Source organism: Pseudomonas baltica (assembly GCF_014235765.1).
GTDB lineage: Bacteria > Pseudomonadota > Gammaproteobacteria > Pseudomonadales > Pseudomonadaceae > Aquipseudomonas > Aquipseudomonas baltica.
This window is the reverse complement of record NZ_JACMYH010000002.1, coordinates 606,520-623,514: the sequence shown is the minus strand read 5'-3', so window position 1 is coordinate 623,514 and position 16,995 is coordinate 606,520. Positions and strand designations below refer to the sequence as shown.

Annotated in this window: 17 protein-coding genes; 9 read left to right on the top strand and 8 right to left on the bottom strand. The window is 63.4% G+C overall.

Going from position 1 to position 16,995, the window contains the following annotated elements; genetic code table 11:
* Positions 1 to 7: 7 nt before the first annotated feature.
* On the bottom strand, positions 8 to 973 hold the full coding sequence (locus H7993_RS12280; protein WP_185794544.1) for a sensor domain-containing diguanylate cyclase: 966 nt from the start codon (positions 971 to 973) through the stop codon (positions 8 to 10).
* 75 nt (positions 974 to 1,048) lie between these two features.
* The gene (locus H7993_RS12275) at positions 1,049 to 1,495 is read right to left on the bottom strand and encodes a hypothetical protein (protein ID WP_244647028.1); all 447 of its coding nucleotides are present in this window, start codon (positions 1,493 to 1,495) and stop codon (positions 1,049 to 1,051) included.
* 228 nt (positions 1,496 to 1,723) lie between these two features.
* On the opposite strand from H7993_RS12275, the gene H7993_RS12270 reads away from it, so the two are divergent.
* The 3 genes from H7993_RS12270 to H7993_RS12260 are packed head-to-tail and all read left to right on the top strand — an operon-like array spanning position 1,724 to position 4,441.
* Positions 1,724 to 2,407: a response regulator transcription factor gene (locus H7993_RS12270; RefSeq protein ID WP_122475810.1), complete on the top strand. Its 684-nt coding sequence runs from the start codon at positions 1,724 to 1,726 to the stop codon at positions 2,405 to 2,407.
* Positions 2,385 to 3,776 (top strand): sensor histidine kinase, encoded by a 1,392-nt coding sequence (locus H7993_RS12265; RefSeq protein ID WP_185794543.1) that lies wholly within the window; start codon positions 2,385 to 2,387, stop codon positions 3,774 to 3,776. The genes H7993_RS12270 and H7993_RS12265 overlap by 23 nt, the downstream gene beginning before the upstream one ends.
* A gap of 2 nt (positions 3,777 to 3,778) precedes the next feature.
* Positions 3,779 to 4,441 (top strand): response regulator transcription factor, encoded by a 663-nt coding sequence (locus H7993_RS12260; RefSeq protein ID WP_185794542.1) that lies wholly within the window; start codon positions 3,779 to 3,781, stop codon positions 4,439 to 4,441.
* Between the two features lie 15 nt (positions 4,442 to 4,456).
* Here H7993_RS12260 and H7993_RS12255 read toward each other — a convergent pair whose 3' ends face one another.
* Positions 4,457 to 5,560 (bottom strand): DUF1615 domain-containing protein, encoded by a 1,104-nt coding sequence (locus H7993_RS12255; RefSeq protein ID WP_122475816.1) that lies wholly within the window; start codon positions 5,558 to 5,560, stop codon positions 4,457 to 4,459.
* 102 nt (positions 5,561 to 5,662) lie between these two features.
* On the opposite strand from H7993_RS12255, the gene H7993_RS12250 reads away from it, so the two are divergent.
* The 3 genes from H7993_RS12250 (at position 5,663) to H7993_RS12240 (ending at position 9,117) form a co-directional block, all read left to right on the top strand.
* The gene (locus tag H7993_RS12250; protein WP_185794541.1) at positions 5,663 to 6,061 is read left to right on the top strand and encodes a hypothetical protein; all 399 of its coding nucleotides are present in this window, start codon (positions 5,663 to 5,665) and stop codon (positions 6,059 to 6,061) included.
* An 89-nt stretch (positions 6,062 to 6,150) separates the two neighbouring features.
* Complete coding sequence (locus H7993_RS12245) at positions 6,151 to 6,924, top strand: YkgJ family cysteine cluster protein (RefSeq protein ID WP_185794540.1); 774 nt, start codon at positions 6,151 to 6,153, stop codon at positions 6,922 to 6,924.
* 81 nt (positions 6,925 to 7,005) lie between these two features.
* Complete coding sequence (locus H7993_RS12240) at positions 7,006 to 9,117, top strand: TonB-dependent siderophore receptor (protein ID WP_185794539.1); 2,112 nt, start codon at positions 7,006 to 7,008, stop codon at positions 9,115 to 9,117.
* Between the two features lie 63 nt (positions 9,118 to 9,180).
* Here H7993_RS12240 and H7993_RS12235 read toward each other — a convergent pair whose 3' ends face one another.
* The gene (locus H7993_RS12235; protein WP_185794538.1) at positions 9,181 to 11,073 is read right to left on the bottom strand and encodes a methyl-accepting chemotaxis protein; all 1,893 of its coding nucleotides are present in this window, start codon (positions 11,071 to 11,073) and stop codon (positions 9,181 to 9,183) included.
* 236 nt (positions 11,074 to 11,309) lie between these two features.
* Between H7993_RS12235 and H7993_RS12230 the strand changes: the two genes are divergently transcribed.
* The gene (locus H7993_RS12230; RefSeq protein ID WP_185794537.1) at positions 11,310 to 11,843 is read left to right on the top strand and encodes a cytochrome b; all 534 of its coding nucleotides are present in this window, start codon (positions 11,310 to 11,312) and stop codon (positions 11,841 to 11,843) included.
* A gap of 22 nt (positions 11,844 to 11,865) precedes the next feature.
* Here H7993_RS12230 and H7993_RS12225 read toward each other — a convergent pair whose 3' ends face one another.
* Complete coding sequence (locus H7993_RS12225) at positions 11,866 to 13,353, bottom strand: YdgA family protein (RefSeq protein ID WP_185794536.1); 1,488 nt, start codon at positions 13,351 to 13,353, stop codon at positions 11,866 to 11,868.
* A gap of 325 nt (positions 13,354 to 13,678) precedes the next feature.
* Between H7993_RS12225 and H7993_RS12220 the strand changes: the two genes are divergently transcribed.
* On the top strand, positions 13,679 to 14,044 hold the full coding sequence (locus tag H7993_RS12220) for a response regulator (protein ID WP_122475828.1): 366 nt from the start codon (positions 13,679 to 13,681) through the stop codon (positions 14,042 to 14,044).
* A 13-nt stretch (positions 14,045 to 14,057) separates the two neighbouring features.
* Here the strand turns inward: H7993_RS12220 and H7993_RS12215 are convergent, their stop codons facing one another.
* The 3 genes from H7993_RS12215 to H7993_RS12205 all read right to left on the bottom strand — a co-directional run bounded on the left by H7993_RS12215 (position 14,058) and on the right by H7993_RS12205 (position 16,020).
* Positions 14,058 to 14,750, bottom strand: a complete 693-nt coding sequence (locus tag H7993_RS12215; protein ID WP_185794535.1) for a GNAT family N-acetyltransferase — start codon at positions 14,748 to 14,750, stop codon at positions 14,058 to 14,060.
* Between the two features lie 120 nt (positions 14,751 to 14,870).
* Positions 14,871 to 15,623, bottom strand: coding sequence for an SDR family oxidoreductase (locus tag H7993_RS12210; RefSeq protein ID WP_185794534.1), 753 nt, complete (start codon positions 15,621 to 15,623; stop codon positions 14,871 to 14,873).
* A gap of 22 nt (positions 15,624 to 15,645) precedes the next feature.
* Positions 15,646 to 16,020, bottom strand: coding sequence for a hypothetical protein (locus H7993_RS12205; protein ID WP_185794533.1), 375 nt, complete (start codon positions 16,018 to 16,020; stop codon positions 15,646 to 15,648).
* 180 nt (positions 16,021 to 16,200) lie between these two features.
* Here H7993_RS12205 and fnr point away from each other — a divergent pair, with 180 nt between their 5' ends.
* Positions 16,201 to 16,935: a fumarate/nitrate reduction transcriptional regulator Fnr gene (gene fnr, locus H7993_RS12200; protein ID WP_185794532.1), complete on the top strand. Its 735-nt coding sequence runs from the start codon at positions 16,201 to 16,203 to the stop codon at positions 16,933 to 16,935.
* Positions 16,936 to 16,995 lie beyond the last annotated feature (60 nt).

Sequence of the window (16,995 nt, the reverse complement as noted above, 5' to 3'; positions counted from 1 at the left end):
GCGCCGATCACGAACGCCGAGCGGCCTGCTTGCGGGCATACATGGCGCCGTCGGCATCGGCCAGCAGACGCTTTACGCTGTCGTGACGCCCGGGGTCGTACTCGATGCGACCCACGCTGTAGGTGATCGAATAGCGCCCTTGCAGCTCGGCGTTGGCGTCAGCCAGGGCTCGGCCCAGGCGCTCGATGACCGCATCGCCTGCGGCGGCATTGGAGCCCAGCAGCAGCGCGACGAATTCGTCCCCGCCCATTCTTCCGACGATGTCCATTTCCCTGAGCACTCTGCGCAATACCTGGGCGAACGTGACCAGGGCGCGGTCGCCTTCGGCGTGGCCAAAGGTGTCGTTGATGACCTTGAAGCGATCGAGGTCGAAGAACAGCAGCGACGCTGGCGTGCCCATGCGCCTGCACATGCTCAAGGCATGCTCGGCCAGGGCTTCGAACCCGCGCCGGTTGGACAGCTGGGTGAGGTCGTCGATGCTGGCCAGCTGCAAGGCGGCGATCTCGCGCTCGGCCATGCTCGCCAGGTCCAGCAGCAGGCCGCGTTCCTCGGCGTCGAGGACCCTCGGCCGGGTATCGAGCAGACACAACGTTCCGACGTTGCTGCCATTGCCCACTTTCAGCGGGCAGCCGGCATAGAAGCGGATCCGGGGTTCACCGGTCACCAACGGGTTGTCGTGGAAACGCTCGTCGCTGCCGGCATCGGGGATCATGAGGATCTGGTCGCTGAGGATGGCATGGGCGCAGAACGAGACATCTCGCGGCGTTTCAGTGGCGGCCATGCCCTGGCACGACTTGAACCACTGGCGGTCGCTGTCCACCAGGCTGACCAAGGCAATGGGCACGTCGAACAGCCGCCTGGCCAGGCGGGTAAGACGGTCGAAACGCTCCTCGGGCCGAGTGTCGAGAATGTTCAGCGCATGCAGGGCGTGTACACGCTCTTCTTCATGCACAGGCTTGGCAGGCGCCAGCATTGGGGAGCTCCTCGGTGATGTCTGCCCCTAGCCTAGCTCATGGACCAGGGGTTTATAAGTAGCCTGGGGTGGACGTCAAGCCGTGGTACTGACCATGGAACCGGCGGTGCTGCTGCCGGATTGCTGCATGGCCTGAAGCAGCCCAGCGGTGGCGGTCTGCAACGCCGCAGAGGTGGCGACCACCTGCGCCTGGATGGCGGCCACGGAGGCTGCCTTGCTTTCTTCGCTTTGCTGGCTGGCCTGGATGCGCGCCATCTCCTGCTGCTGTTCCTGAAGCTGCTTCTGCAACTCGGCAATCTGCTTTTGCAGCGCCTTGATCGTGTCCGATGTACCACTGCTGCCCTGGGCTGCGCCCGCGCCGCCAGCGCCACCGACCGGCGCACCTTTCTCGGTCGCGGCGGGCGCGGCAGCGGTCTGCGTCGCCTCGCTGTCGGCGACCGCCGTGGGCGCCGGCGCGGCAGTGTTGATGGGGGCAGACGGGCGAATGCTCAAAGTGCTGGCGATGTTGCTCAAGGCGTTCATGACGAGTGCGTCCCTATAGGCTGTGACCGTTGCATCGGCCGGACACGGCCAGGCTTTAGCAACACTGCACAGGAACCGTGCTATCCGTCGGCCTGCGGCCTTGGAAGCGCCCTGGGGTTACCCAGAAAGGATGAGGTGGCGCAAGATGAAAAAAACTTCAACGAGCCGTGCGTGGATTGTTGTCACAATGCCGCCATCCTCAGCAGACATCATCGGGTAGAGACCAACATGACGCGCGTACTGACCATCGAAGACGATGCCGTGACCGCCAGGGAGATCGTGGCGGAACTGAGCAGCCATGGCCTGCAGGTCGACTGGGTGGACAACGGCCGCGAAGGGCTGGTCAAGGCGGTGAGCGGCAACTACGACGTGATCACCCTGGATCGCATGCTGCCCGAGCTGGACGGCCTGGCCATCGTGACGACCCTGCGCACCATCGGCGTGAGCACGCCCATTCTGATGATCAGCGCGTTGTCGGATGTCGACGAGCGCGTACGCGGACTGCGTGCCGGTGGCGATGACTACCTGACCAAGCCGTTCGCCTCGGACGAGATGGCGGCTCGGGTCGAGGTGCTGCTGCGCCGCAACAACCCCGTGGCCGCCGCCGACAACACGCTGCGCGTCGCCGACCTGACCCTGGATTTGATGACACGCGAAGCACGCCGTGGCGAACAGGCGCTGAACCTGCTGCCCACCGAATACAAGCTGCTGGAATTTCTGATGCGCAATGCCGGGCAGATCCTGACGCGCATGATGATCTTCGAAGAAGTCTGGGGTTATCACTTCGATCCGGGCACCAACCTGATCGACGTGCACATTGGCCGCTTGCGCAAGAAGATCGACCCACCGGGCACCGCACCGTTGATCAAGACCGTGCGAGGCTCCGGCTATGTCATTGCCGAACCTGTCTAAAGGCTGGCGTTCTTCCAGCAGTCGGCTGCTGGCGCTCTACAGCTTTCTGTTCGTGGCCTGGAGCAGCATTCTCATGGGGGTGTTGTACTACGAGGTCTCGACCTACCTCGCCGACCTGGCGCGGCACTCCCTGATGCAGCGTCAACATCTGTTCTCGCGGTTCCACGGTGAAGCGCTGAACGAGGCGCTGGCTGCCAGCGAAGCATTCGATGATCGCACCTTCGATGCCTATGGCCTGTTCGACCTGCAACTGCGGCCGTTGTCCGGCCAGCTGCTGCAAGTGCCGCGGGGCCTGCCGCTGGACGGTCGCATCCACGACCTGGACAGCTGCCTGGACAGCGCCAACCCGCAGATGCCGCAGAACAGCTGCGACGCGGTGGCCATGCGTACACTCGATGGTCGCTGGCTAGTGCTGGTACGCGACAACGGTTCGTTGTTCGCGGTGACCCACATCATTCTGCGCGCACTGCTGTGGGGGATTTCGCTGACGATCATTCCCGGGATCGCCGGCTGGCACCTGCTGCGACGCAGGCCATTGCGGCGCATCCGCGCCATCGAGGCCCGTGCCGATGCGATCGTTGCCGGTGATCTGACCACTCGCCTGCCGCTCTCGGACCGCCGGGACGAATTGGACATGCTGGCGGCGATCGTCAATGCGATGCTCGAACGCATCGAGCAACTGATGATCGAGGTCAAGGGCGTCTGCGACAACATTGCCCATGACTTGCGTACCCCCCTGACCCGCCTGCGCGCCCAGTTGTATCGCATCCAGCAGGAGGCGCCGGCGGATTCGCGCCAAGCGTTGCAACTGGACGATGTGATCGCTGAAGCCGACACGCTGATGGCGCGTTTTCGTGGGCTGTTGCGCATCTCGGAAATCGAAGACCACCGCCGACGTTCCGGCTTCATTTCCTTCGACCCGCAACCGCTGCTGCACGAACTGCACGACTTCTATCTGCCTTTGGCCGAGGACGAGGGCATCAATCTGCGTCTGGACGTGCCCGACACGCTGCCGATGCTGAATGGCGATCGCGCGCTGCTGTTCGAAGCCGTGGGCAACCTGCTCAGCAATGCCATCAAGTTCACTCCGGCGCACGGTCTGGTGGTGCTTGGCGCCACGGCGGAAAACGGCGCCACACGTTTGGAAATCAGCGACAGCGGACCGGGTATCGCACCAGAGGAGCGCGAAGCGATCTTTCAACGCTTTTATCGTTGCGAAGCCGACGGCCAGCACAGCGGCTTCGGCCTGGGGCTGTCGATCGTTGCTGCGGTGGTCAAGCTGCATGGGTTTACCCTCGAAGTGGGCAGCAGCGAACAAGGTGGCACGCGGATGACCCTGTGGTGCCGACAAAGCAAGGCATTGGTGTGAACATGAACCTGCTCTATATCAGCGACACGCCCGACAACGCCCTGCAAGGCGCATTGGCGGAACACGCCACAACGCTGCACACGGTCGATACGGCCACAGCAGCGCAGGCGCTTGTGCCAGGCCAATATGGGTTCATCGTGCTGGCACTGGAACGCTCTGGCCAGGGCGCGCTGGAGCACTGCCTGGCACACCGGGGCAGCGCTGCACTGATGGTGCTGCTGGCCGGCGACGACCGTCAGGCCCGTATCGCCGCCCTGCGCGCCGGGGCCGATGCGTGCCTGGCGCAGCCGGTCGCCACAGCCGAGGTGCTGGCGCGTCTGCAGGCACTGTCCCGTGCGCGGCCGCGCGCCCCTGCCCTGCCGCCTTCACGCCTGTGGTTGTCGCCATCGCGGCTGATGGTCGGACGCGGCAAGCGCCAGCAGAGCCTGACCGTCAGCGAGCATCGCTTGCTGGCGATGCTGGCAAGCAACCCTGGCGCGGTCAGCCGGCAGTTCATCGAGCAGCAATTGTGGGGCGCAGGCCAGGCGCCGAAGACGGCGCTGATCGAGCGACACGTGTGCAACCTTCGTCGCAAGCTGGCCCAGCTCGATTGCCCCGAAGCCCTGCAGACCCTGCGCGGCTTTGGCTACAGCCTGGCCGAGCCGCTGCTGCTGCGCGCCGACTAAGCAAACCCGGGGCCCTCAGCGGGCGCGCAGCATGCAGCGGGCGTAGCGCTCGTCCACCCGTTGGGCAAACCAGGCCGTGGTCAGGTTGCGGGTGATCTTCGGGCTCTGCAGTTTGATGCCCGGAAGGATTGCCCGCGGAACCGGCTTGCCGGCAGCCTTGTCGGCCAGGGCGAAGGTACGCTCGAATAGCGTGGTCTTTTCGAAATCCAGGGTTTCACCTTCCTCGAGGGCACGGCGAATGTCGCGGTCGTTCATGTTCAAGCGGTTGCCAAGATTGCGTACCGCCAGCTCGGTGTTGCTGGCGGCGCTGGAGTCGTAGCGAATCAGGTCGCCGTCGAGCGCCAGACGGCCGCCGGACAACTGGTTCACGGCATTCTGGAACGCCGCATTGCGGCTTGCGTACCAGCCGGCGTTGAAATCGGCGAAGCGGTACAACGGACGTTCGTAGCTGGCCGGATAGCCAAGCAGATGGGCAATGCCGAAATACATGCCGCCGCGCCGGGTGAACACTTCGCGGCGAATCGAACCGTCCACGGTGTAGGGGTAGCGCGCGCGGTGCTTCTCGGCGAAGTCGATGCTGACCTGCATCGGCCCGCCGGTGCGGACTGGGTTGAACGTGCCGAACAGCTGCCTGCCCAAGGGCACCATGCCGGTGAAGTCGTCGAAGATTTCGCTGAGCTGTTTCTCCGAGCGCGCAGCCTCCAGTCGTTGCGCATAGGACTTGCCGTCGACCGAGCGAATGCCAAGCGCAGCGTCGACGAGAAAGCCCGGTACATGCACCCGACCGGCGCGGCGGTCGATTTCCTGGCGGGCGATCTTGCCCAGCCCCGGCACGCTGGGGTCGACCTGGAAGGTGGACTCCTGCTCGGCCACGGCCAGCACCGCGCACAGGTTTTCATCGCTGCCCGGGATGCCCTGCACGTTCAGGGCCGTTTCGATATCGGCAGCCCAGCCCTCGCGGTCGGTGACCTTGGCGGGCAGCAGCTGCACGAGCTTGGCACGCACCTGTTCGGGCGAAGGTGCCGGGGGTTGGTTGCTGCGTTGACTGGAACAGGCGGCGAGCAATACAAGGAGGATGCTCAGTGCGCCATGGCGCACGGCGAGCCGGCTTCTGGACATGTAAGGCCTTGGGAACGGATGGATTTGCGCCAGTATGGACGAGGCCCCGGCATGTCGACAGCCCCAGTGCAAATACCCCGCAGTCTGGCTATGCTTGCGCTCATGACCATGGCCCCTGCCACTCGCCAACCCTGCCCACCCGGCGCTTGCATCTGCGAGCGCGAACGCCTGCACGCGGTTCCCGATGCCGACCTGCGCATCCTGCGCCTGACCCGCGATGAAGAAAAGCGCCTGCTCGAACGGCTGGAGAACGTGGACAGCCTGGATGACCTGCGGCGCTTGCAGCAGCGTATCTTCGACCAGCTCGGCCTGCGTGTCGAAGTCACGCCTGGCTCGAGCACGGTGCGCAGCATGCGTGGCATCGCTATCCACCTCGACGCGCTGCCGGGACTGTGCCGCAAGACGCGGCAAGCGATCCCGGCCGCTATCCGTCGCGGCCTGGAAAAGAACCCCCAGGTGGCCTACCGGCTGCTCGACGCCCACGACCTGCTGGGCGGCTGAAGGGAGCTGGCACGGAATCTGCTCCGGTCCAGTTCATCAGTGTCGAAACGCCATGTTTTCGTCACTCTTTCCGAACAGACGGGGTTGGCATGGACACACGTTTTTCTTGCACCGGTTGTGGCAAATGCTGCAGTGACCATCACGTACCGCTGACGCTGTCCGAGGCGCGCCATTGGGCGGAAGACGGCGGCCAGTTGATCGTGTTGCTCGAAGCCTTCCTGGAAAACGGCCCCGGGCTGCACAGCCTGAACCTCAGCCACGCGCAACAGGAACATGCCAGACGGCGTTCGCTGCCCGTGCTGTGCGGCAGCGCGCCCGCCTACGTCTCGATCACCTTCGCCGCCTACAACGTCGGACCTTGCCGCAACCTGAATGCCGACAATCGCTGCGGCATCTATGCCGAGCGGCCGCTGGTGTGCCGGATCTATCCGATGGAGATCAACCCGCACATTCCACTGCGTCCGGACATGAAGGATTGCCCGACCGAAGCCTGGGCCACTGGCTCTGCGTTGATTGCCGGTGGGCATTTGGTCGACGCGCCGCTGGCGGCGTTGATCGAGCAGTCGCGTCAGGCCGACCGTGACGACATCGCTGCCAAGGCGCAGGTGTGCGCGCAGCTGGGCATCCACACTGCTGCGCTCAAGGGCGATGGCTTCACCACTTACCTGCCGCCGCCTGCCGCTTTCCTCGCGGCGCTGCGCGAGGTCGACACCATGCCGATGCTGACGAATAACTTGTTGACGCGCTGGGACCTGCACGTCCCGGATGAAGACCTGGCACGGCGCCTGGCCGAAACCGGCGCGATGATCGCCGCCATCCTGGCTGACGACGCCATGTTCATTTCGCTGCGCCGGGTGGCCTGAGCAGCGCAAACGCGCAGATGGGAGATGCACGTCGCGAATCATTACGTTATATTATAACTATAACATAATGGATCGTTGCACATGCGCTCACCTCGTTTTGCCCCCATGGCCGGCCTCGCCTTCAGCGTACTGGGGATGCCCGCCTACGCCGAAACCTCGCCCGAAACCCTCGAACTGGAAGCCATCAGCGTCACGGCGGGTGGCGATATGGAAACCGCGACCGGTCCGGTCACCGGCTACCGCGCGACCCGTTCGGGCAGCGCGACCAAGACCGATACCGCGATCAAGGACGTTCCCCAAGCGGTCAGCGTGATCCCGGTCCAGGTGCTTCAGGACCTGGGCAGCAGCAATGTGGAACGTGCCCTGCAATACGCCGGGGGTGTGTCCCAGCAGAACAACTTCGGCGGCCTGACGCTTTACGAATACAGCGTGCGCGGCTTCAGCACCTCGGAATTCTACCGCGACGGCTTCAGCGCCAACCGCGGCTACCCTGCGACCCCGGACGTTTCCAGCATCGAACGCATCGAGGTGCTCAAGGGCCCGGCTGCCAGCCTGTACGGACGTGGCGATCCCGGCGGCACGGTCAACATCGTCAGCAAGAAACCCCAGGCCGAATCCTTCGCGCGCCTGTACGGCAGCGCCGGCTCCTGGGACCGCTATCGCACCAGCCTGGACCTGAACACCCCGCTCGATGCCGAGGGCCAGGTGCTGAGCCGGGTCAACCTGGCGGTGGAAGACAACCACAGCTTCCGTGACCATGTGCAGAACGAGCGGGTGTACGTGGCACCATCGCTGAGCTGGCAGCTGGATCCGGACACCTCCTTGCTGGTGGAGGCCGAGCTGGTGCGCCACCAATCGGTGTTCGACCGCGGGGTGGTAGCGCCGGGCAATGGCTGGGGTGGAGGCTCGCGCCGGACCTTTCTCGGCGAGCCCAACGACGGCTTCATCGACAACGACAACAACCGCATCCAGGCCGCGCTGGAACACCGGCTCAACGACGACTGGCAACTGCGCGTGGCCAGCCACTACAAACAGGGCGAGCTGAGCGGCGATGCCAGTGAGGCACGCGCGCTCAACGCTGACGGCCATACGGTCAATCGGCGCTTTCGAGAGCGCGACATGGATTGGCACGACAGCATCAGCCAGGTCGAGCTGCGCGGTTTCCTCGACACGGCCAGGGTGCAGCATGAACTGTTGATTGGCAGCGAATATGAGGATTACCGCAAGAACGAACGGGTGACCGCCACCGCAGGTGCCTACCGAATCGACATCTTCGACCCGGTGTACGGCCAGCCCAAACCCACAGGCGCGCGGTCGGGCTCGGATTTTCGCGAGCATGTGCGCAGCCACGCGCTGAACCTGCAGGATCAACTGGTGTTCAGCGACAAACTGCGCGGCATGCTGGGCGTGCGCTATGAACATTTCGAACAGCGCATCGCCGACTACACTACCGGCAATCGCAACCTGCAGCGCCAGGATGCTTTCACCCAGCGCGCCGGGCTGCTCTACCAACTCACGCCGCAATGGGGGCTGTTCGCCAATGCCTCGACGTCGTTCAAGCCCAACAGCGGGCTGGATGCCGGCGGCAAGTCGTTCGACCCTGAAGAAGGCATGGGCTACGAGGCGGGGCTCAAGGCCGAGTTGTTCGACGAGCGCCTGAGCGCGACCCTGGCGGCGTTTCACATCGACAAAGAGAACGTGCTGGCGCTGGACCCGGCGAGCAACCTCAATCGCGCCATCGGCAAGGCACGCAGCCAGGGCGTCGACTTGCAGTTCAGTGGCCAGCTGACCGACTCACTACGCGTGATCGGCGCCTACGCCTGGATCGACGCCGAGGTCACCGAGGGCGACGCCAGCGTGCCCAAGGGCAGCCGCCTGCTTGGCGTGGCACGCAACAGCGCCAGCCTGCTGGGCGTCCATGAGTTTCAGGACGGGCCGTTGCGCGGTTCCGATATCGGCGCCGCGTTCACCTATGTAGGGGATCGGTCCGGCGAGTCCGGGGGCCGTTTCGAGTTGCCCGCCTATCACACGGTCGATTTGCTCGCGCATTACAAGGCCAGCGACAAGGTCACCCTGGGGGTCAACCTGAACAACCTGTTCGACGAAAAGTACTTCGAGCGATCCTACAGCAACTACTGGGCGATGCCCGGCGAGCCGCGCAACCTGACCTTGAGCGTTGCCGTGGATATGTAGAGGGCGGTTGCCCGTACGACGGCCTCATCCCTGAAGGCCGCCCTACCGGCGCACACCCAGGCGTCAGATGCGGAAACTACCGACCAGTTGCTTGAGCCGCAGGGCCTGCTGTTCGAGGTCGGCGCACGCACGCAGGGTGGACTGCAGGTTTTCCACACCTTCCTGGTTGAGGGTGTTGATCTCGGTGATATCGACGTTGATCGATTCCACCACCGCAGTCTGCTCCTCGGTAGCGGTGGCCACCGACTGGTTCATGCCATCGATTTCGCCGATGCGCTGGGTCACGCTGACCAGACGCTCACCGGCCTGATTGGCGATGGTGACGCTGGACTCGCTCTGGCCCTGGCTTTCGTTCATCAGGATGACCGCCTGGCGAGCGCCCACCTGCAACTGCTCGATCATGCCCTGAACCTGCTGTGCCGATTCCTGGGTGCGGTGCGCGAGGTTACGGACTTCGTCGGCGACCACGGCAAAGCCCCGCCCGGCTTCGCCGGCGCGCGCCGCTTCGATCGCCGCATTGAGCGCAAGCAGGTTGGTCTGCTGTGAAATGCTGGTGATCACTTCCAGGATCTGACCGATGTTGACGGTGCTGGCGTTCAGGCTTTCGATGTTGCTGCACGAGCCGCTGATCTTTTGCGACAGCACGTTCATGGCGCTGATGGTCTGGCCGACCACCGCCTGGCCATCGGCGGCCAGGCTGCGCGCGGCACTGGAGTGCTGCGAAGCCAGGGCGGCGTTCTGGGCAATTTCCTGCGCGGCGGCGCCCAGTTCGTTGATGGCGGCGGCCACGCTGCTGGTGCGGTTGACCTGCTGATCGGAGTTGAGCATCGAGGAGTTCGAGGCACTGACCACGCGCAACGCCACTTCGTTGACCTGGCCAGTGGCCGAGGCTACCTCGCGGATCGAGTCATGGATGCGTTCGACGAAACGGTTGAACGAAAGCGCCAGGGCGCCGAACTCATCGGCGCTGTGCAGGGTGAGCCGACGGGTCAGGTCGCCCTCGCCTTCGGCGATGTCGTGCATGGCCCGGCCCATTGCGTGCAAAGGCTGCATCAGCAGGCGAATGAGCATGCCAAGCAAGGCGATGGTAAGGACCACGGCAATGACCGTAGCGATCACCGCCGAGCTGCGAAACTGGCTGAGCATCGAGTAGGCCTTGGCCTTGTCCATGCTCAAACCGATGTACCAGTCGACCGAAGGCAGCCCCTCGACCTTGGCGAAGGTCACGATGGACGGACGGCCATCGCGTTCGACCTCGGTGACGTCGCTGCCGATGCGCGGTGTGTGCTGAGGGTACACGTCCTTGAGTGACTTCATCACCAACTGGTTGTCGGGGTGGACCAGGATCTTGCCGTCGGCGCTGACCAGAAAGGCGTAGCCACTGCCGTCGAAGTCCAGCGAGTTGATGGTCTTGACCAGCGTCTCGAGGCTCAGATCCCCGCCCACTACACCGACCGGCTGACCATTGGCGCTCAGCGATGGGGTGGCGATAGTGAGGATGGTCTTGCCGTTCGCGGCATCGACGTAAGGTTCGGTGAGGATGGTCCGGCGCGCGTTCATGGCGTCGGTGTACCAGGGACGGGTGCGCGCATCGTAGCCTTCGGGCATGGTATCGGGCGGCTCGAGGAAATAACCTCCCGAGACATTGCCCAGATAGGCAAACTCGAAGTTGGCCAGCAAGGTCTTCTGCTTGAGCAACGCGCCTATGGCCTCGGGACTGGGGTTGAGGGCAACGCTCTCGGCCAGGGTTTCGGCCAGCAGGATGCGTCCCGAGAGCCAGTGCTGGATGTTCGTGGCAGTGCCACTGCCCATTTCGTGCAGATAGCTTTCAAGGTCGGCACGAATGGCATTGCGCTGCAGGTAATCGTTATAGAACGTGAACAACGCGAAGGCTGCGGTCACGATGAGCGAAGCGGCCAGGAGAATCTTGTGGCTGAATTTCAGGGTTTTTTGCATGGCCGGTAGGTCCGCTGTGATGTTGCACGGGCTATCGGCAAATGTGTGACAGTATTTAGCGTGGATCCAATAATAGCCTGATGCCACTAGTTATTTCCGACTGTCGGTAGTTATTTCCATGACACGATGTGTCGGATTTGACTGACGGCTGGGCTTTGACCAACAGTGAGCAGCGCACGGGTCGATCGGTCCAACCGGGCACCGCAGGTGAGTGTCACGTCTTGAGGAGTGAGTGCATGGCTATCGAACGCTACAACGGCTTTGCCCAGGCCCTGCATTGGCTGACGGTCGCTGCGCTGTGCCTGGTGCTGCCGTGCGTGTGGGTAGCGGAGAATTTTCCGCCCGGTCCGGTACGGGTGCTCTGGTACCTGACACATGAATCCATGGGCATCAGTGTCGCCCTTCTGGTGCTGATCCGGCTGACCTGGCGCTGGCGCCACCGGGCGCCAGCCTATCGAGCGGAGATCGGTGCCGGTACGCGGGTATTGGCCCATCTGAATCATGGCTTGCTGTACGCCGTGTTACTGACCATGCCAGTGACCGGCTACCTGATGGCCGGCAATGGCCAGGACGTGCCGTTTTTCGGGCTGGTGTCGCTGCCTGGGTTCGTCCAGAACGAGGCGCTGGGTAAATTCGCCAACACCGTACATGTGTGGGGGCAATTCGCGCTGTACGGATTGATCATCATGCATGTCGCCGCCACGGTATGGCACGTGGCGGTGCGCCGGGACGGCATGCTCGAGCGGATGCTGCCGCCGCAACGCGACTGACGCGTACGGCGGCCGCCTGCCGTCAGCGCTGACCGATGCTGCTGAACTGTCCGAGCATCTGCGCGAACTGCGACAGGGGCATCTTCTGGCCGTTGAAATCCACCACGGCATCGCTGTAACGCAGGCTGGCACGTAAATGCTCGCCTTCGTCCTTGACCAGCCCGAGCATCTGCCCCAGCCCGGCGACGGTAGCGCTCAGATCCCGTCCGGCCTGTTCCACACGGGCCGGGTCCGTCTGCCCCTGGAGCCTGGCCTGCAGGCTGCCGACGTCTGCCAGCATCGGCTTGGACAGTTGCAGATCCGCCTGCACATTGGCGATGAGTGCGGGCCAATAGGCTGGCGAGCCAGGTTTGGCCGGCGCGGGATTGGCCAGGCGAGCCGTCATGCTCAAATGACTTTCGCCGTGGTCGGTGGCCAGGCTCAAGCGTTCCAATTGCAACTGGGGCTTGGCATCCAGCAGCCTGCCGATGAGCGTTTCCAATTGTTGCCGCTGGGCAATGCTCAAGCGCAAGGGTGGCAATGTTCCATCTGGCAAAGGTGTCTGCCACTGCGGCGCGATGACCGTTCGATAGAAATCACCGAATTCCCGACTGGCAACGATATCGAGGTTGGCCAGCTTGATGCTCATCTGCAGCGCGCCGACTGGTCGGCTGGCATAGTTCACGGCGCCGATACTGTAGCTGGCCTGGACGTCAAGCTTGCCCTCCACTTCCTGCATCAGGCCGGAAGCGGCAAGGTTTTCCACCTGGACGGGGGCGATCTCGGCGCCCTGCAGACTGGCCTGGGCCAGTTTGAGTTCCGAGTGCCCCAGGTACAGGCCAGAGGTACCCAGGGTGCCGCCGGTATCGAAGCTCAAGCCTTTGAATTGCGCCTGCAGGCGACCTGCCTGGCCTTCGATGTCGGCCAGCAGTTCTTCGCTGCGGCCGGTCAGGCTGTAATGGCTGGCGTCGGCGCTCAACACCAGGCGGGCGTTCAAGCCGGAAAATTTCACGGTGTCGTTGCCCTCGCGGGCGTCGAGCGGCAACAGTTGCAGGCGCGTGTCACTGGCACCGTCGTAACCGATGCTGGCCTGACCGCGCAACGGCGGCTGCTCCTGACTCATGGCAAACCAGGCTTGGGTGTCGGCGTTGCGCTCGAGGGCGAAGTTGCTCGCGGCCATCACCGGCATCAACCTGAACGTTTTCAGGTGTGACCAGGGCAGCGGCCCGTGCTCGATATGATCGATCAGCAACAACTCGCGGTTTTCGGGCCCACCCTCGGCCTGCATGCCGTGAAGTCTGAGTCGGTAGTGCGCGGTGCTGGTGAAGAAATACCGCTCCAGGGACAGCAATTCGATCTGCATGCCCGGCTGGCCGTCGACGCTGAAGGAGGCAGCCAATTCGCGATTGGCCTGCTCGATGGCATTGCCGAGGACCGGCTCCAACTGGGTGCCAGTATACCAGGCGCCACCCAGGGTGGCGGCCGCAGCCATGACGACGATGCCGGCGATGATGCCTGTTGCTTTGTTCATGATCGGACTCATTCGAAAGAATACCGCTGCACCCGCAGCACTGCCGCCCAGGGCGCTAGCAAAACGGCCACGGCGCAGCGCCGGGCCGCAGGTTAGCACCTGCGCTTAGTCACCGGCCAGCCAGGCAGTGGCTCGTCCGACGGCAAATTGCTACCGATAATGACTTTGGTCGCGGCCGCGGAAACGCGCCGTTCTCTTTGCATATCCGTAACTTGTGCGCAACAGTTTATGCCCTTTCGTCAGTCTTTTTTTTAAGGCACAGAACCCTTGCGCGTTGCGTCAGTCGACTGTTCAGACGCTTACGCATCATTGAAGGGACGCCCCCATGACTACCGCCTCCATTCTAGTCCTTGAAGATGAGGACCTTATCCGCCTCCTGCTGACGACGGTGCTCGAAGATGCAGGTTTCGAGGTGACGGCATTCGCAACCGCCGACCAAGGCTACGACTTTCTCGAGACGCATCCGGGAGAAGTCAACATGGTCGTCAGCGATATCCGTATGCCGGGGCATATGGACGGCTACGACTTGAGCAAGATGGCCGCCGAGCGCTGGCCTACCCTGCCGATTCTGTTGACCTCCGGTTACTCGGGTCGCGACCTGGATCTGGGGCCGAATGTTCAGTTTCTGCCAAAGCCGTGGACCAACGAACGGCTGTTGAGCAAGGTGACGACCTCACTGCACATGCATTGATGGGTAAAGCACCTCAACATGGCTTGCCTTGCAGGGCATCCCTGGCGAATGTCGCTGCCTGGCGCGTCATTTGGTCGAGCTGGCGGTCACGTTTTCGTTCGGCCTCGAGCATGGCTTTACGCCCATGCTGATTGAGCAGATAGGCATGAATCTGGCGGACCTCCAGCGAAGCGTAGACAGGTGCGACATCCAGCACGGCAATGGGTTGGTCGGTTGCCCCGCCATCGCTGCTCAGCTTGACCTGCGGGCCCTGCGCGCCGATCACCTGAAAGCCCAGATTCTCGAACCAGGGCACCTTGCCCACTACGCACGCCAGTTCGACGTGGGCATGACGCACCCGGATGGCCTCGACTAACGCCCGCGCCACTCCCTGCCTGCGCCGCGCCATGCGCACTGCCATGTAGGCCACCGTGCACACTGCGGGGTCATGGGCGGCTCGCAGGAACAAGGCGAAGCCGTCGAGCGTTTCCGGTTGCGCAGGGTCGAACGCCAGCACCAGCTCCGGTATTACCTCACGCCCTCCGGCCATCGCTTCCAGGTACAGATGCACTTCATAGCCGACGCCGTATTGGTACAGCTGGTACAAAGGGTTGCTCGGGGTGATGCCCAGGCTGCTGATGTCGGTAAGGTAGTCGACCACAATCTGCAGCAATTGGCTCTTGACGTCTTCGGACGGCGCGCAGGTGGAGTGATGGATCAGTGACATCGGTAGCAAGGCTCCGGCAGGACGTACACAGGTGAAAGTGCACGAATGATAAACCGTACCTTGCCTGGATCGACAGTGGCACGTGCCCGCCAGACAGGCGACGGGCTGGCAGAGCGCACTTCAGCCGCGGCCAACGAACGGCATGTTGGTCGCCATGACGGTCATGTTGAGTACGTTGGCCGATAGAGGCAGCTTGGCGATATAGCGAACCGCGTCGACAACGTGAACCATATCGACCATGGGTTCGACGGCGATGTCGCCATTGGCCTGGCGAACACCCTTGGTCATGCGCGCCGACAAATCGGTGAGGGCGTTGCCAATGTCGATCTGGCTGCAGGCGATGTTGAACTCGCGACCATCGAGCGCAAGGCTTTTGGTAATGCCGAGCACGGCGTGCTTGCTGGCGGTATAGGGCATGCTGAAACTGCGTGGCGTGTGCGCCGAGATCGACCCGTTGTTGATGATCCGGCCACCTTGCGGCTGCTGTCGGCGCATCAACCCGAACGCCGCGCGACAACACAGAAAAACCCCGGTGACGTTGGTCTGCAGTACGTCGGCCCATTTGGCCACGTCCAGCTCGTCGATGGGCACTGCGGGCGCGCCGATGCCGGCATTGTTGAAGATGACGTCAAGGCGCCCGTAAGTCTCTTCGACCCTGGCGAACAACGCGTCCACGCTGGCACTGTCACGCACATCGGCCGCCACGGCCAGGGCTTCACCGCCCTGCTCGGCGATCTTCCGAGCCACGGCCTGCACGGTCTCCAGACGTCTGCCTGCCAGCACCACGCAGAAGCCGTCGGCTGCCAAACCGAGGGCCGTTGCCTGGCCAATGCCGCTGCCGGCACCTGTCACCAACGCTATCTTCTTCGACATACTTGTCTCTCCGGTTTCAGGATCAGTTGCTGTCCGCTGCGCGCCCCTTGCGTTCCTGGATCATCTGCTCACCGCTTTGCTGGCGCTGCTGCTGGAGCATATCGCCGCCTTCAGGCGATGCCGAGGGCGCAGGCCTTGGGATCGTACTCGAACTTCGAGTGGCCGGCGCGCGATTCATGCTGCTGGAGGGGTTGCGCGTGGTGTTGGCCTGGGGCTGCGCAGTGCCGGGTGTCGAGGCGGTGCCAGGTGCCGGGGCCGTGGTGCTTGCGGGGCTGGCAGCGGAACCCGCCGCCGGGCTCGAGGCACTGACGCCCGGCGCAGCACCCACACCGCACGAGGCAGCGAAGAGCATTCCAACCAGGCCGGTGTACTTCAGGGCGTGCAAGAGCGCTTTCATGGATGCTTACCTCGGGCAATGACGTGATGGGTTTCCTGTTGTAGCTGAGCCCGTTGGCCACCTGTAGTTCCCTGGGTGCGCCGAGCGTGCAGGCGGTTGTTGGCTTGCAGGCGCGCGGCTGGGTTACCCTTGCAGGGATGAACTTGCACTTATCAATACGTTTCAACAAGGATCGAAGCAATGTCCGAGCCGGCGAAAAACCGCGCCCCTCATCAGGCCCACTGCAAGGACTGCAGCCTGGCGCCGCTGTGCCTGCCGCTGTCACTGGAACTGGCCGACATGGATGCGCTGGACGACATCATCAAGCGCGGCCGCCCGCTGAAGAAGGGTGAGTTCCTGTTTCGCCAGGGGGAAGCCTTCGCAGCCGTATATGCCGTGCGTTCCGGTGCGTTGAAGACTTTCAGCCTGAGCGACAGGGGTGAAGAGCAGATCACCGGATTTCATCTGCCCAGCGAACTGCTGGGGTTGTCCGGGATGGACCGCCTGGTGTATCCGGTGACCGCGCAGGCACAGGAAACCACGTCGGTGTGCGAGATTCCTTTCGAACGCCTCGACGAGCTGTCGGTGCAGCTGCCGCAGCTGCGTCGCCAGCTCATGCGGGTGATGAGTCGCGAGATCCGCGACGATCAACAAATGATGCTGCTGCTGTCGAAAAAGACCGCCGAGGAGCGTATCGCGACCTTCCTGGCCAATCTGTCGGCCCGGCACACTGCACGCGGCTACTCGGCGGTGCAGTTTCGTCTGAGCATGTCGCGCAACGAGATCGGCAACTTCCTGGGCATGGCGATGGAAACGGTGTCACGGGTGCTCACTCGGTTCCAGCACGGTGGGCTGCTCGAAGCGCACGGCAAGGAAGTACGCATCCTCGATGCGCAACGCCTGTGCGCCGTGGCCGGTGGCACGGTGCTCGAATGAGCACGCCAGGTGGGGCAGTACTGGCCACCACTGAGGGTTATACTGCACGACCCCTGCCCT

Bases quoted from the DNA above. Each gene is read 5' to 3' on its own strand.
- H7993_RS12250 (WP_185794541.1), top strand. From the start codon at position 5,663: ATGACCATGGCCCCTGCCACTCGCCAACCCTGCCCACCCGGCGCTTGC.
- H7993_RS12260 (WP_185794542.1), top strand. From the start codon at position 3,779: ATGAACCTGCTCTATATCAGCGACACGCCCGACAACGCCCTGCAAGGC.
- H7993_RS12265 (WP_185794543.1), top strand. From the start codon at position 2,385: ATGTCATTGCCGAACCTGTCTAAAGGCTGGCGTTCTTCCAGCAGTCGG.
- H7993_RS12245 (WP_185794540.1), top strand. From the start codon at position 6,151: ATGGACACACGTTTTTCTTGCACCGGTTGTGGCAAATGCTGCAGTGAC.
- H7993_RS12230 (WP_185794537.1), top strand. From the start codon at position 11,310: ATGGCTATCGAACGCTACAACGGCTTTGCCCAGGCCCTGCATTGGCTG.
- fnr (WP_185794532.1), top strand. From the start codon at position 16,201: ATGTCCGAGCCGGCGAAAAACCGCGCCCCTCATCAGGCCCACTGCAAG.
- H7993_RS12225 (WP_185794536.1), bottom strand. From the start codon at position 13,353: ATGAACAAAGCAACAGGCATCATCGCCGGCATCGTCGTCATGGCTGCG.
- H7993_RS12275 (WP_244647028.1), bottom strand. From the start codon at position 1,495: ATGAACGCCTTGAGCAACATCGCCAGCACTTTGAGCATTCGCCCGTCT.
- H7993_RS12270 (WP_122475810.1), top strand. From the start codon at position 1,724: ATGACGCGCGTACTGACCATCGAAGACGATGCCGTGACCGCCAGGGAG.
- H7993_RS12255 (WP_122475816.1), bottom strand. From the start codon at position 5,560: ATGTCCAGAAGCCGGCTCGCCGTGCGCCATGGCGCACTGAGCATCCTC.
- H7993_RS12215 (WP_185794535.1), bottom strand. From the start codon at position 14,750: ATGTCACTGATCCATCACTCCACCTGCGCGCCGTCCGAAGACGTCAAG.
- H7993_RS12235 (WP_185794538.1), bottom strand. From the start codon at position 11,073: ATGCAAAAAACCCTGAAATTCAGCCACAAGATTCTCCTGGCCGCTTCG.
- H7993_RS12240 (WP_185794539.1), top strand. From the start codon at position 7,006: ATGCGCTCACCTCGTTTTGCCCCCATGGCCGGCCTCGCCTTCAGCGTA.
- H7993_RS12220 (WP_122475828.1), top strand. From the start codon at position 13,679: ATGACTACCGCCTCCATTCTAGTCCTTGAAGATGAGGACCTTATCCGC.
- H7993_RS12210 (WP_185794534.1), bottom strand. From the start codon at position 15,623: ATGTCGAAGAAGATAGCGTTGGTGACAGGTGCCGGCAGCGGCATTGGC.
- H7993_RS12280 (WP_185794544.1), bottom strand. From the start codon at position 973: ATGCTGGCGCCTGCCAAGCCTGTGCATGAAGAAGAGCGTGTACACGCC.
- H7993_RS12205 (WP_185794533.1), bottom strand. From the start codon at position 16,020: ATGAAAGCGCTCTTGCACGCCCTGAAGTACACCGGCCTGGTTGGAATG.